The organism is Embleya scabrispora (genome assembly GCF_002024165.1).
GTDB classification, from domain to species: domain Bacteria; phylum Actinomycetota; class Actinomycetes; order Streptomycetales; family Streptomycetaceae; genus Embleya; species Embleya scabrispora_A.
In genome coordinates, this window is the sequence record NZ_MWQN01000001.1 from 2,197,254 (window position 1) to 2,209,874 (window position 12,621).

14 protein-coding genes are annotated in these 12,621 nt (G+C 72.4%); 5 read left to right on the forward strand and 9 right to left on the reverse strand.

The genetic code is table 11. From position 1 onward, the window contains the following. Positions 1-210: 210 nt before the first annotated feature. The 3 genes from B4N89_RS09480 to B4N89_RS09490 all read right to left on the reverse strand — a co-directional run bounded on the left by B4N89_RS09480 (position 211) and on the right by B4N89_RS09490 (position 2,197). Positions 211-741, reverse strand: a complete 531-nt coding sequence (locus B4N89_RS09480) for a hypothetical protein (RefSeq protein WP_078975452.1) — start codon at positions 739-741, stop codon at positions 211-213. A 122-nt stretch (positions 742-863) separates the two neighbouring features. Continuing rightward, on the reverse strand, positions 864-1,616 hold the full coding sequence (locus tag B4N89_RS09485; protein ID WP_078975453.1) for an anti-sigma factor: 753 nt from the start codon (positions 1,614-1,616) through the stop codon (positions 864-866). Then, positions 1,613-2,197, reverse strand: a complete 585-nt coding sequence (locus B4N89_RS09490; protein ID WP_078975454.1) for a sigma-70 family RNA polymerase sigma factor — start codon at positions 2,195-2,197, stop codon at positions 1,613-1,615. Before B4N89_RS09490 ends, B4N89_RS09485 begins: the two co-directional genes overlap by 4 nt. 254 nt (positions 2,198-2,451) lie before the next feature. On the opposite strand from B4N89_RS09490, the gene B4N89_RS09495 reads away from it, so the two are divergent. Then, positions 2,452-4,044 carry a molybdopterin-dependent oxidoreductase gene (locus B4N89_RS09495; RefSeq protein WP_078975455.1) on the forward strand — a complete coding sequence of 531 codons (1,593 nt, stop codon included), beginning with the start codon at positions 2,452-2,454 and terminating at the stop codon, positions 4,042-4,044. 93 nt (positions 4,045-4,137) lie between these two features. Further along, positions 4,138-4,803 carry a fasciclin domain-containing protein gene (locus B4N89_RS09500; RefSeq protein ID WP_078975456.1) on the forward strand — a complete coding sequence of 222 codons (666 nt, stop codon included), beginning with the start codon at positions 4,138-4,140 and terminating at the stop codon, positions 4,801-4,803. Here B4N89_RS09500 and B4N89_RS48915 read toward each other — a convergent pair. Both B4N89_RS48915 and B4N89_RS09505 read right to left on the reverse strand, forming a co-directional pair. After that, complete coding sequence (locus tag B4N89_RS48915; RefSeq protein WP_143657908.1) at positions 4,709-5,749, reverse strand: hypothetical protein; 1,041 nt, start codon at positions 5,747-5,749, stop codon at positions 4,709-4,711. The two genes, B4N89_RS09500 and B4N89_RS48915, sit on opposite strands and share 95 nt — an antisense overlap. 116 nt (positions 5,750-5,865) lie before the next feature. Next, a complete protein-coding gene (locus B4N89_RS09505; protein WP_143657909.1) occupies positions 5,866-6,510 on the reverse strand; it encodes a Crp/Fnr family transcriptional regulator in 645 nt (214 codons plus the stop codon). Between the two features lie 301 nt (positions 6,511-6,811). On the opposite strand from B4N89_RS09505, the gene B4N89_RS09510 reads away from it, so the two are divergent. Further along, positions 6,812-7,450, forward strand: a complete 639-nt coding sequence (locus tag B4N89_RS09510; protein ID WP_143657910.1) for a transcriptional regulator — start codon at positions 6,812-6,814, stop codon at positions 7,448-7,450. A gap of 22 nt (positions 7,451-7,472) precedes the next feature. On the opposite strand, the gene B4N89_RS09515 is transcribed toward B4N89_RS09510, so the two are convergent. Together B4N89_RS09515 and B4N89_RS09520 are read right to left on the reverse strand one after the other, a co-directional pair. Continuing rightward, positions 7,473-8,714, reverse strand: coding sequence for a CapA family protein (locus tag B4N89_RS09515; RefSeq protein ID WP_078975459.1), 1,242 nt, complete (start codon positions 8,712-8,714; stop codon positions 7,473-7,475). 70 nt (positions 8,715-8,784) lie between these two features. Next, positions 8,785-9,096, reverse strand: coding sequence for an L-rhamnose mutarotase (locus tag B4N89_RS09520; RefSeq protein WP_078975460.1), 312 nt, complete (start codon positions 9,094-9,096; stop codon positions 8,785-8,787). Positions 9,097-9,321: 225 nt separating this feature from the next. Between B4N89_RS09520 and B4N89_RS09525 the strand changes: the two genes are divergently transcribed. Both B4N89_RS09525 and B4N89_RS09530 read left to right on the forward strand, forming a co-directional pair. Continuing rightward, positions 9,322-10,182 (forward strand): fumarylacetoacetate hydrolase family protein, encoded by an 861-nt coding sequence (locus tag B4N89_RS09525; RefSeq protein WP_078975461.1) that lies wholly within the window; start codon positions 9,322-9,324, stop codon positions 10,180-10,182. Further along, positions 10,179-11,033 carry an amidohydrolase family protein gene (locus B4N89_RS09530; protein ID WP_078975462.1) on the forward strand — a complete coding sequence of 285 codons (855 nt, stop codon included), beginning with the start codon at positions 10,179-10,181 and terminating at the stop codon, positions 11,031-11,033. Before B4N89_RS09525 ends, B4N89_RS09530 begins: the two co-directional genes overlap by 4 nt. A gap of 82 nt (positions 11,034-11,115) precedes the next feature. On the opposite strand, the gene B4N89_RS09535 is transcribed toward B4N89_RS09530, so the two are convergent. After that, positions 11,116-11,946 (reverse strand): sirohydrochlorin chelatase, encoded by an 831-nt coding sequence (locus B4N89_RS09535; protein WP_101897035.1) that lies wholly within the window; start codon positions 11,944-11,946, stop codon positions 11,116-11,118. 76 nt (positions 11,947-12,022) lie between these two features. After that, the gene (locus B4N89_RS09540; RefSeq protein WP_078975463.1) at positions 12,023-12,604 is read right to left on the reverse strand and encodes a putative glycolipid-binding domain-containing protein; all 582 of its coding nucleotides are present in this window, start codon (positions 12,602-12,604) and stop codon (positions 12,023-12,025) included. Positions 12,605-12,621: the final 17 nt, after the last annotated feature.

Genomic DNA, 12,621 nt, shown 5'->3' on the forward strand with positions numbered 1-12,621 from the left:
GAGCCGGGGCCGGGCCGCGAGGACCACCGCGGCCCGGCCCGAAGGCCACGCAGCCCGGCCCGAAGGCCACACCATCCCAAAAAGCCCTCACCGGCGTGCCACACCGCGCAGCGCCCGCGCCCACCCGCACAGCCCGGCCCCGGCCCCACAACGAAAACGACCGGCCCCGGGGAGTCCACCCCGGAACCGGTCGCCTCGAAAGCGTGTCGGTCAGCCCTTGTCCGCCGCGCCGCCTTCCGGCGTCTCGTCGAGCTCGGCCAACTCCGCCATGAAACGCTCGATCACGTCGCTGTCGGCCACCAGCGTGCCGACCGGCTCACCGAGCACCTTGCTCGCCAGCTCGGTCGCGATCAGACCCAGCTCCGCGTGCAGCGACGCGGTCGCGAGCGTGACGTCGCCGTTCAGCTTCTCGTGGCCGGTGGTCACCAGCTCCTCACGGATGCGCTGCCCCTCGGCGCGCGCCTCCGCGATCAGCCTGGCCCCCTCCTCGGCCGCCTGCTGCCGAACCAGCGCGGTCTCGCGCCGGGTCTCGGCCATCTGCGCCCGCAGCTCGGCCAGCGCGGCCTCGCTCTCGGCCTGGATGTCGGTCGCCCGGTCGAAGCCGCCTTCGAGCGCGTCGTGCCGTTCGGCGAGCGTCTTACCGATCCGCGGCAGCAGGACCTTCGCGAAGACCGCGAAGACCAGGGCGAAAACGATGACTCCGAAGATCAGTTCGCCGACATCCGGCTTGAGAGGTCCCATGGTCCGAAATCCTCGAACACGACGGACCACAAATCAAGTTACGCCCACATCGCCGATCACCCACCGCGACGTATCGACTCCCCTGTGCACTCGTAAGCGCGCCCGGCCCGCCGATCCACCCCTCACGACCGCCTCGCCGGAAAGTCGATCAGCGCGATGGGCTCCCCGGAGGGCTCCGCCGAGCCGCCCGCCGGCTCCACCGTCACCCCGACCCCCGACGCCCGGTCCAGGCCCGACGCCAGCAGCGCCGTCCCCGGCCGGATCAGGCCGATCGACCGCATCCGGCCGCCGTCGTTATACCACCCCTGGTACACCCGCGCGTCCGGCAGCGTCGGCAGCCCCGAGGTCAGCACCACCGTCCGGTCCAGCGCGGGCGAGGCGATCACCCGCACCGTCCCACCGCCGCCCGCCGGCGCCGACCCCCCGACCGCGTCCGGCGCGGTGAGCACCGCCTCGATCGCCGCGCCCCGCGCCCGCTGCTCGGCCACGGCCCGTTCGGCGTCCCGCGCGTCCCGGTACTGATCGATCGCCACCCCGCCCAGCGCGCCGATCGCCGCCAGGCAGGCCGCCAGTACCAGGCCCACCACCCGCCGGGTCCGGCGCGGCGCCACCGGGGTGGGCGAGTGCCGATCGGGCACCTCCGGCGGCAGCTGACGCACGGTCGCGATCTCGCCCATCACCCGCCGTTTCAGCTCCGGGCTCGGCGTCTCGGCAACCGCGACGGCCAGGCGTGCCGAGGTCGCCCGGAACTCGCGCACCTCCCGCGCGCACGCCGCACACTCGGCCAAGTGGCTCTCGAACTCCCGCCGTTCGTCCTCGTCGAGGGCGTGCAGGGCGTACGCGCCCGTCATCGTGTGCAGGTCGGCGGAGGTCATGCGCCCACTCCCAGGCAGTCGCGGAGGCGGATCAGACCGTCCCGCAGGCGGGTCTTGATCGTGCCCAGCGGCACGTCCAGCAGGCCGGCCACCTCCCGGTGCGTACAACCCCGGTAGTAGGCCAGAGTCACGGACTGACGCTGCAACTCGGTGAGGGTGCGCAGGCAGCGCCGTACCTGCTCGCGTTCCAGCCGCGCCTCGACCTCCTCGATCACCTCGTCGTACTCCGGCGTGCGCTCGCGGAGCGCGGTGCGGTGCTCCCGATCGGTGGCCGCCTGCGCCGAGCGCACCCGGTCGACGGCCCGGTGGTGCGCCATGGTCAGGATCCAGGTCATCGCGCTGCCCCGATCGGGGCGAAAACGCGCGGCGCCGCGCCAGACGTCGAGCAGCACCTCCTGGGCCACCTCCTCCGACTGCGCCGGATCGCGGACCACCCGCCGGGCGACGCCGAGCACCGCGCCGATCACCGCGTCGTAGACGAACGAGAAAGCCTCCTGATCACCCTGCGCGACGCGGGCGAGGCGGTCCTCCAGCGTGGGCCCGCGCTCACCGGGCGCGGCGATGTGTACGACGGTCCTCATCCGGCCCCACCCCCCTGCCCGAGCCCGTCCCGGCGGCGGTGTCCGTGCCGATCGTCCATGTCCCACTCCCACTCGCGCCGACCCCGAGGCGGACACCCGTGCCGGGCATCCGGCCCCGGTCGACCCCGGCCCCGTCACGCACACGGCCATCCGACCCATGTTCGGCGCCGCGGACCGCCCGGATTGGTCCCCGCTCCCATCGATGTCCGGATCGGCGCACCATCGCGACCCGTTCGGGTGAACGACCAATCCGAATGGCCGACGGCGGCGAATGGCCCCTCGTGAAGGCAAACGAAACTCGCCGATGGCTGCGGGCCGGACTGGGCGCGCTGAGCGGACTGCTGTCCGCCGGCGCGGCCCTGGCCGTCGCGGAGCTTGTGGCCGCGTTCGTCCGCCCCGAGGCGGGCCCCCTTCCGGCCATCGGCGGAGCGGTCATCGACCGCACTCCCCCGGCGGTCAAGGACTGGGCCGTCCGCCACTTCGGCACCGACGACAAACTCGTCCTGCAGACGGGGATCCTGGTGGTCCTCGGCCTGATCGCGATCGGTCTGGGCGTCCTGTCGCTGCGGCTGCGCCGCACGGCGATGGCCGGAGTGTTCGCGTTCGGCCTGGTCGGCGCGTACGCGGCGGTGCACCGCGCCGGCGCCGGCGCCGTCGACGCGGTGCCCTCCGTGCTGGGCGGCGTGGTGGGCGCCGCCGCGCTGTGGTGGTCGACCGAGCCGGTGGTGCGAGTGCGCGCGGAGGATCGCGCATTCGACCGCCGGGCGTTCCTGATCGCCGCCGGCGCGCTGGCGCTGGGTTCGGCCGTGGCCGGCACCACCGGTCGGATCGTCGCCGACGGCAAGCGGGCCTCGATCGCCGCGTTCCGCAACCGGATTCGGCTGCCCGCCGCGGCGGAACCGGCCGCGCCGCTGCCGCCGGGCGCCGACCTGCGCCTGCCGGGACTGTCCGCCTTCACCACCTCCAACGCCGACTTCTACCGCGTGGACACCGCCCTGGTGGTCCCCCGCGTGGACGTGGAGAACTGGTCGTTGCGGATCCACGGCAAGGGTGTCCGCACCCCGCTGCGCTACTCCTACAACGACCTGTTGCGCCGCCCGCTGATCGAGCGCGATCTCACCCTGACCTGTGTGTCGAACGAGGTCGGCGGGCCGTACACGGGCACCGCCCGCTGGCTCGGCGTGCGCCTCGCCGACCTCTTGCGCGAGGCCGGCGTACGCCCGCCGAGCCGGGGCGGGCCCGCCGATCAACTGGTCTCGCGGTCCGTCGACGGGATGACCATCGGCACCCCGGTCGAGGTGGCCATGGACGGGCGCGACGCCCTGTTGGCGATCGGCATGAACGGCGAACCCCTGCCGTTCGAACACGGCTATCCGGTCCGGATGGTGGTGCCCGGACTGTATGGCTACGTGTCCGCGTGCAAGTGGCTCGTCGACCTCGAACTGACCACGTTCGCGAGCTACGACGCCTACTGGGTCAAGCGCACCTGGTCTCGGGAGGCGCCGATCAAGACCCAGTCGCGGATCGACACGCCCAAGCCGTTCGCCCGCCTTCGGGTCGGCGTTCCGATACCGATCGCCGGCATCGCGTGGGCGCAACATCGGGGCGTGTCCGCGGTCGAGGTGAGCGTGGCGGGCGGGCCGTGGCAGTCGGCCCGACTGGCCGAGGTACCAGGCCCCGACACCTGGCGGCAGTGGGTGTGGGAGTGGACCCCGACCCGAACCGGCTCGCAGCGCATCGAGGTCCGCGCGACCGATGCCACCGGTGCGGTGCAGACCGACAAGCGCGTCGGCACCGTGCCGGACGGTGCCACCGGACGACATTCGGTGGTGGTCACCGTCGCCTGATCACCCCCTCGCCGTCTGTCGGCTCCCCGATCCCGTCACCCGTTGGAATCCGCGGCACATGCGTCGCGGACACGTCCCGAAGGAAGTCTCGCCATGACCGTCATCCGTCTCCCCCGCACCATCGCCACCGTCGCGACCGTGGCCGCGCTCGCCCTCCCGCTGGCCGCCTGCGGCAGCGACGACAAGAAGGACGACTCCGCCTCGAAGACGGCGACCTCCGCACCGGCCGCGGCCCCCTCGGCGGCCGGCGCCCCCGCCACCTCGGCCGCCACCCCGGCCGCCGCGCCCTTCGGCCCCGCCTGCTCGGCCGTCCCGGCCGCCGGCGCGGGCAGCTTCACCGGCATGGCCCAGGACCCGGTCGCCACCGCCGCCTCGAACAACCCCGTGCTGTCCACGCTGGTGGCCGCGGTCAAGGCGGCCGGCCTGGTGGACACGCTCAACACCGCGCAGAACATCACGGTGTTCGCGCCGACCAACGACGCGTTCGCCAAGATCCCCAAGGACACCCTGGACAAGCTCCTCGCCGACAAGGACGCGCTGACCAAGGTCCTGACCTACCACGTGGTGGGACAACGCCTGGCCCCCGCCCGGTTGTCCGGCGGCTCGTTCGAGACGCTGGAGAAGCAGCCGCTGACCACGAAGGGTTCGGGTGACGCGTACACCGTCAACGACACCTCGAAGGTGGTCTGCGGCAACGTGTCGACCGCGAACGCGACCGTGTACCTCGTGGACACCGTGTTGATGCCGCCGGCCTCCTGAGCGATCCACGCGCCCGTCCCGGTCGAACCGGTGGACGGTCGGCCCCCGCGCGTGGGGGCCGACCGTCCACCCGGGTGCCGTGCACCGCCGGGCCTCTCCCTCCCAGGCCCGGGAGTGCCGGCCGCCGCGCCGGTCGAAACCGCCCCCGTCGGTCGGCCACATCGACCTCGCGCCCCGAGTCGTGTCCGCAAACCCCCGTCGGCTTCGTCGGGGGCTTGCGGACCCGACCCGGTTCGTCGCCACCCACCACGTCACCCGCGCGAGCGAACCTCCCCGTCGAAGGTGAAGCCCCTGTCCAGCCCCCGCGCCGGACAGTCGTCTTCTTCCCTCGCGGCGGATTCGGCCGCTCGGTGTCCGTGGCGGGTGGGCGCCGATACCCGGGTACGTACACCCAGGCCGTCTCGTCGACCTCCTTGGCCCGCACGTGGACCTCCCCGTAGGCCGCGCTCTCCAGGCCGCCCCGCTCCGGGACGACCACCGCCTCGTGCCAGGACCCGGAGACGATCAGCGCCAGACACGCACGCTCCGCGGCGGCCAACACCTCGCGCAACGGGTCCGCGTTGACCAGCCGGCAGGCGGTGTTGATCGCGCTGCCCGACCAGCCCCGGGTGTCCCGCACCACGTCCCCCGCGTGCAGCGACACCCGCAGCCGGATCCGTGCCTCGTCGCTCGCGTGCCGGTCGTGGTTGCGCAACCCGGCGTGCAGGCGATCGATGAACAGATCGGTCAGATCCTCCTTCGGCACGTTCGCCGGGATCAGCAGGATCGCCCCGTCACCGCGATCCTCGACCACACACGCGTCCCAGGCGATGCCCGCCGATTCGAGGGCGGAGTGCAGCAGTTCGTACAGACGTCCCCGTACCCACTCCTGCGTCACGTCCGAGCGCCTGCCGAATCGCTCGACGTCGAGCACCAGGATCGACATGTATCGCGACTTGGCTCCCACGGAATCCCCCTATCGGGCCGTGCGCTCGCGCGCCCCGCTCGCCACTCCCTGCCTCCTGCCCCTCAAGGAGTACTCCGGCGCCGGCCGCTTGTACGCGTCAGATGACACACAACGCGTTATCCGTCGGCCCATTCCCGTAAAGCGAGCGGATCGGACACCACGATGCTGCCGCGCCGGGTCTGCACCAGGTCCGACTCGTGCAGCACGCGCAGCGCCCGGACCACCGATTCCCGGGAGATGCCGATCGCGTCCGCGAGCTCCTGCTGGGTGGTCCGGATCACGCACGGACCCTCGGCCCGGCCCAGCGTACGATCGGCCAGCGCCCGGGCCACCCGCCGCCCGGTGGCGAGCGCGCCGTACTCGACCCGCCAGCGATCCGACTCGCGGATCCGCAACACCGTGCGGATCAACACCGCGTACACCAACGGGGCGTTCGTGTTGAGCAGTTCGCGAAAGCGGGTCAGCGGCACCAGGACCGCCACCACCGGGCCGAGCGCGACCACCGTCGCCGAGCGGCCGCGCCCGTCGATACACGCGAGTTCGCCCACCAGCTCGCCCGGTCCGCGCACCGCGATGGTCACCGCCGACCCGTCCGAGGTGGCCCGTTCGATCTTGACCTGCCCGTGTTCGATCAGCACCACGTGGCGCGGGTGATCGCCCTCCATGAACAGCGCGTCACCTCGGTCGTAGCCCAACCGGCGGCCCGATTCCCGCAGCACTTCCCGGAGTTGCCTGGGCAACGCCCTGTCTTCCTCCGCCACACCCGCTCCTCCGTCGCCCGTGCCGCCAGAGCTTAATTCCGCGTGTCGGGGTCGGGCAGGCGTTCGGCGATCTCGCCGAACCGGCCCGACCGACCGTGCGTCGCCCCGCGCGCGGCGCACGATCCGTCCCGCCGACCGGTCACCCCATCGACGGATTTCCGCCGGTTCCCCGACGGGACGTCGCCCTCGCCGCCACGATCGGGGAGTGAATCGGCCCGTTCCCGGGGAGGGATACGGCTCCCGAACGAGGGCCGCGCCGGGGACGCGCGAGTGCCGGGACCGACGAGTGGAACGGTGGACGATGGACGCACGAAAGCTCTATACCCAGGTCGTCCGGGACCTGACCGAGGGCGCCGCGAACCGGTTCGTGGACCGCGCCGAGGCCGGCCCGGTCGACATCGAGGCGTTGCGCCGGATCGCGGGCGAGGAGTACCGGATCATCTGCGCCGACGAGCGCTCCTTCGCCCTTCTGGCGGCCCGCTTCCCGGACTCCGCGCCGCTGTTCCTGGCACTCGCGAGCGGCGAGGCGCGGGCCCTGGAGTTGTTGACGCTCTATGCCGAGGCGGTCGGCATGGGCGCCGCCGAACTGCGCGGCTATCCGCCGGTCGCCGCCGCCCAGGGGTATCCGCATCACCTGGCCTGGCTGGCCCAGTTCGGCTCACGGGCCGAGGTGGCGCTTGCCCTGTTGGTCAACTTCGGCTTCTGGGGCGGCTATTGCGGGCGCTTCGCGCAGGCTCTTCGTACCCACCACGACCTGACCGAGGATCAGGTGTCCTTCTTCACCTTCTTCTCGGCACCGCCCCCGGGTTTCGAGGACGCGGCGCTGACCCTGTTGCAGACCGGCCTCGACGGCGGCGACGACCAGGAGGGCGCCAAGACCGCCGCCCGACTGATGCAGAGCTACGAACTGGCCTTCTGGGACGCCCTGCCGACGTCGTAGCCGACCCGCACGGGGCACGGCCCTAGCGGTCCTCCACCAGCCCCGCCCCCGCCGCGCCCTCGGACAGCACCGCGTCGACCACCGTCGACCGCGCCGTCTCCAGCAGCGCCCGGGTGGCGGCCGGGGTGCTCGGGTCGGCGAGTGCCCGGTTCACGTCCCGGATCCGAAACGGCGGGCCGGGGTCGGCGAACAGCGGCCGGAACCGCGCCTCGCTCACGCTCCACCGCCCCGCCGCGTCGCGCGTGAAGGTGAACATCCCGGCCGAGCTGTAGTTGCCGCGCGGTTTGTCCGGGAAGTTGGCCAACTCGTCGCCCATGCCGTAGATCACCCAGGTGCCGTTGACCTTCTCGTATGCCTGCGGCACGTGGTTGTGGGTGCCGACGATCAGGTCGACGTCCTTGACCCCGTTCGCCGCGGAGGCGGTCAACTCCCTCGCCAGGGTGCGCTGTTGCTCGTCCGGCTCGCGCTGCCACTCGGTGCCCCAGTGCAGGCTGAGCAGGACCACCTCGGCGCCGGCCGCGCGGGCGGCCCGGGCCTGGGCGATGATCCGCTGCTTGTCGATCACGTTGACCGACCACGGTTTGCCCTCGGGCAGCGGGATCCCGTTGGTGTCGTAGGTCCAGGACAGGTGGGCGACCCTGACCCCCTTGACCTCCAGGACGGTCGGCGCGGCCTCCTCCTCGGTGCGCGCGCTGCCGGCGTGCCGCACACCCGCCGCGTCCAGGGTGTCCAGGGTGCGCCGAACCCCGGCGAAGCCGCCGTCCAGCGTGTGGTTGGACGCCGTCGAGCAGCCGTCGTAGCCGGTGTCCGCCAGCGCCGCGGCGATCTGCGGCGGCGCGGCGAAGATCGGATACCCGGTGAACGGCCCCTCGGGCGGCCCGTACGGGGTCTCCATGTGGCACAACGCGAGGTCGGATCCCTGCACGAGCGGCCGGACGTCGGCGAAGATGCGGTGGAAGTCGTGCCCCGAGCCGCCCGCGTCCTGCTGCGACTGGGCGATGATCGTCGGGTAGGCGAGTACGTCGCCCGTGGCGGTGAGGGTGAAGCTCATCGGTGCTTTCCCGGCCGGTCCGGTCCCCGGCGCCCCGGACCCGGACGACCCGCCCGCGGTCGGCGTCGCGACCGGGTCCCGGCGCGCGCTGCCCTCGGTGCGGTCCGCGTCCCAGACCAGGGTGATCAGCCCGGTGAGCAGGCCGACCACCACCAGCGCGACCCCGGCCCGGCGTCGGGTGCGTGCCGTGTCCCTCGTGCGTGACGTATCCATGGCCCCGTGTTCCCCTTCGGCCGCGACCGCAGCCGAAGAACGACCGTTCGGCCGAACGCGTCGGGGGTACTCAGAGCCGCCACACCTCGGGGAGGCTCGCCTGCGCACCCGTCGCCGAGTAGTCGTGGCCGACTTCGGTCAACTCGGCCATCCGAGCCTGCCAGGCCACGTTGACCGGGAGTTCCGCCAGTTCGGTGAGCAGCCGAGAGTAGTCCTCGCAGTCGATCAGGTGGAACAGTTCCGACCCGCTGCGCCAGATGCTCCACTCGCGCACGCCCGCCGCCCGGATCGCCGCGGTCAACTCCGCCGGCACTTCGCGGTGGGCCTGCTCGTACTCGTCCTCGTGTCCCGTCCGCAGCCGGGTGTGCAGTGCCACGCGCATGTCGGCGCCTTTCGAGTCCCGGATCGACGCCGGCGGCCGGTCGTGGTGCGGACGGTTTCCCTCCGACCCGACACAACCTTGACATTGATCCGATCATTAAGTTTCAGTGGTCGAGTCAATCTTGCATATCGGCAGTATCAAGGCCAGGGTTCCGGAAAATCGAATCCCATTGGTCCGATGACTGAGTCGCATGCAGACCTTTCCGTACCTCTGGAGTGACCTTCCGTGAAATTTCTGCGGGTCGGCGCCCCCGGCCTCGAACGTCCCGCCGTGCTCGGCCCGGACGGCGCGGTGCACGACCTGTCGTCGATCACCGCCGACCTCGACGGCGCGTTCCTCGCCGGTGACGGTATCGCCCGGGCCCGCGCGGCGCTGGCGGCCGGCGAACTGGCCCCGATCGCCGAACCGGGTCGGATCGGCGCGGCCCTGGCCCGCCCCGGGAAGGTGGTGTGCATCGGGCTGAACTATCTCGACCACGCGGAGGAGACCGGCGCCGAGGTGCCGGCCGAGCCGATCGTGTTCATGAAGGACCCCGGCACGGTGATCGGCCCCGACGACGAGGTCCTGATCCCCCGGGACAGCCACAAGACCGACTGGGAGGTGGAGCTCGCGGTGGTGATCGGCGCCCGGGCCCGCTACCTGGAGTCCGACGCCGAGGCCGCGTCCTGCGTCGCGGGCTACACGATCAGCAACGACGTCTCCGAGCGCGAGTTCCAGTTGGAGCGCGGCGGCCAGTGGGACAAGGGCAAGTCCTGCGAGACGTTCAACCCGCTCGGCCCCTGGTTCGTCACCTCCGACGAGGTGGCCGACCCGCAGGCACTCGACCTGCGGCTGTGGGTCGACGGGGTGCTGCGGCAGGACGGTTCGACGGCGAAGATGATCTTCGGCGTGCATCACCTGGTCCGCTACCTGAGCCGGTTCATGGTCCTGGAGCCCGGTGACGTGATCAACACCGGTACTCCGGCCGGCGTCGCCCTCGGCCTGCCGGGCACGCCCTACCTGCGCGCCGGCAGCGTGGTCGAGGTGGAGATCACCGGACCGGGCGGCTCGCTCGGCCGCCAGCGGCAGCGGATCGGACAGGCGTGAGCGAGGCCGCGCGGCGGGTCGACGCGCACCACCACCTGTGGGACACCGACGCCCGCCCCGACGCGTACGGGTGGATGGACGGGCCGTGGGCCGACCCGCTGCGCGGCCGGTTCGGACCGGACGAACTGGCCCGGGCGGCGGGCCGGGCGGACACGATCGCGGTCCAGGCGCGCACCGACACCGAGGAGACCCTGGACCTGCTCGCGATCGCCGCCGATCCGAACACGCCGGTGGTCGCCGTCGTCGGCTGGATCGACCTGACCGCCCCCGACCCGGCCGAGCGCGTGGCCGCGCTGCGGGCCGCGCCCGGCGGGGAACTGCTGGTCGGTGTGCGGCACTTCGTCCAGGACGAGGCGGATCCGCAGTGGTTGGCGCGCGCCGACGTGGCCCGCTCGCTGGAAGCGCTGGCCGCCGCGGGGCTGACCTACGACCTGCTGGTGCGGGAACCGCAGTTGCCGGCCGCGGTGCGGGTCGCGGAGCGCCATCCCGAGGTGTCCTTCGTGCTGGACCACCTCGGCAAACCCGCGATCGGCGCGGGCACGTGGCAACCGTGGGCGGACACGATCGAGCGACTGGCCGCGCTGCCGAACGTCTCGGCCAAACTGTCCGGCCTGGTCACCGAGGCGCACTGGCGGGACTGGACGACGGCGCAGATCCTCCCCTACGCCCGGCACGCACTGGCCTGCTTCGGCCCGGAACGCACCATGTTCGGCTCGGACTGGCCGGTATGCACCCTGGCCGCGTCCTACGACACGGTGGTCTCGATCGCCGATCTCGCGTGCGCGGAGCTGTCCGAGGCCGAGCGGGACCTGGTGTTCGGGGCGAGCGCCCGCCGGGTGTACGGCCTGTGACGACACGTCGGGGCCGCTTTCGACGGCGCATGGCACGGGGGGAGCCATGCGCCGTCGGGTGCGACACGAGTGTCGCCCGCGACTAGCCGCAGGCCTCCAGATACTTGTGCAGGATCAGCTTGGCCACCGCGGTGTGCGCCCCGATCGGCCCGGCCGCGGTACAGCCGGCCTGATCGGCGACCTCGGCGATCCGGCCCGCCTCGACGTCCGGGCCGAGCACGTGCGGCGCGAGCGCTATCGACCCCGCGCCCATCTCGCGCAACCGCTCGGCCGCGGCCACCACCGTCTTGGGATCGCCCAGGTCGGCGGTCATCACCGGCAGCGCCAGTCGGGCCGCGAGAAGCACGCCGGTCACCTCGGCGGCGGCCACCGCCTCGGGGCCCCCGTCGGTGACCAGCACGATGCCCTCGGCGGCGGTGGCCACACTGAACAGTCGGGCCCGGTCGGCCCGGGCCAGGCCCGCCTCGGACAGCCGCTCGTGCAGCACCTCGGCCAGCAGCGGGTGCGGGCCGAGCACGCCGCAGTGCTGGAAGTCCCCTTCCGCGGCGGCGAGCGCCGCCTCGGTACGGGCCGTGGCCGCGGCGTTCGGGCCGAGCAGGAGCGGGACGACGACCGCCGCAGGAGCACCGTGGAGGACGGCGGCCAGATCGGTGCCGTCCTCCTCTATCACCACCGGTCGGATGTCGAGACCGGGCAGATCGGCGCCGGCCAACAGCGCGACCTCGCCCACGAGGGCGAGCAGTTCGCCGTTCGCGGGTCCGGGCACGGCGAGAATCAACGGTTTGGCGGCCTCCGGGAGTTCATGGGAATCGGGCCGACGGTGCCGTCCGCCCTGACGGGGTTGCGGCACCCGGGTGGGCAGACCTGGGGTGCGGGCGGGCAGCGGGGACGCTGCGTCCGAGGAGGAGCTCATGGGACCGGATTTTATGGAATCCGGCCAAAGCCTTCACAGCCGGACGCCAAGAGCAACAGGACTGTTACGGCCATGATCACCGGTACTGCGTGCGCTCGGCCCGGATTCGGGTGCCCAATTGCGGATAGTCCACGACCAATCCCTCGCGGTCCACGGACAGATCACTGGCGAAGTCACCCGATTCGTACCGCACCCGAGCCCCGTCGGCGGTCGTCTCCAGGTGCGTGTACGTCTGCACGGACGGGCGCACCACCAGCTCCGGCACGGCCACGAAGGCCATCAGGAACCGGTGCCTGCCCGGCTCCTCGTGCAACCCGTGGCGCCGGATCGGCATCGTGTTGGTCAGCGGGGACAGACCCAGGTCGCAGTCCAGCGCGTCGGCCAGATCCGGGCGCGGGACGCCGTCCACCGTCCAGCCCTCGGCCGTGCGCCGCAGATCCAGTCGCCTGGTCTCGCCCGCACCCTGCGCGACCACGCGCAGCCGGGTGGTCACGTACTCCTCCGCCGTCTCCAACTGGTAGGTGAGCCGATAGGACCGGGGCGACGTGCCCAGCGCCTCGCCCCGCGCGCTCAGCCGGGACGCGCCCAACTCGACCCACGAGGTCTCCTGCCCGCCGCTCTCGGTCACCTGCCACGTCAGTACGCGCTCATCCGTCACGTGTGCATCGGTACCCC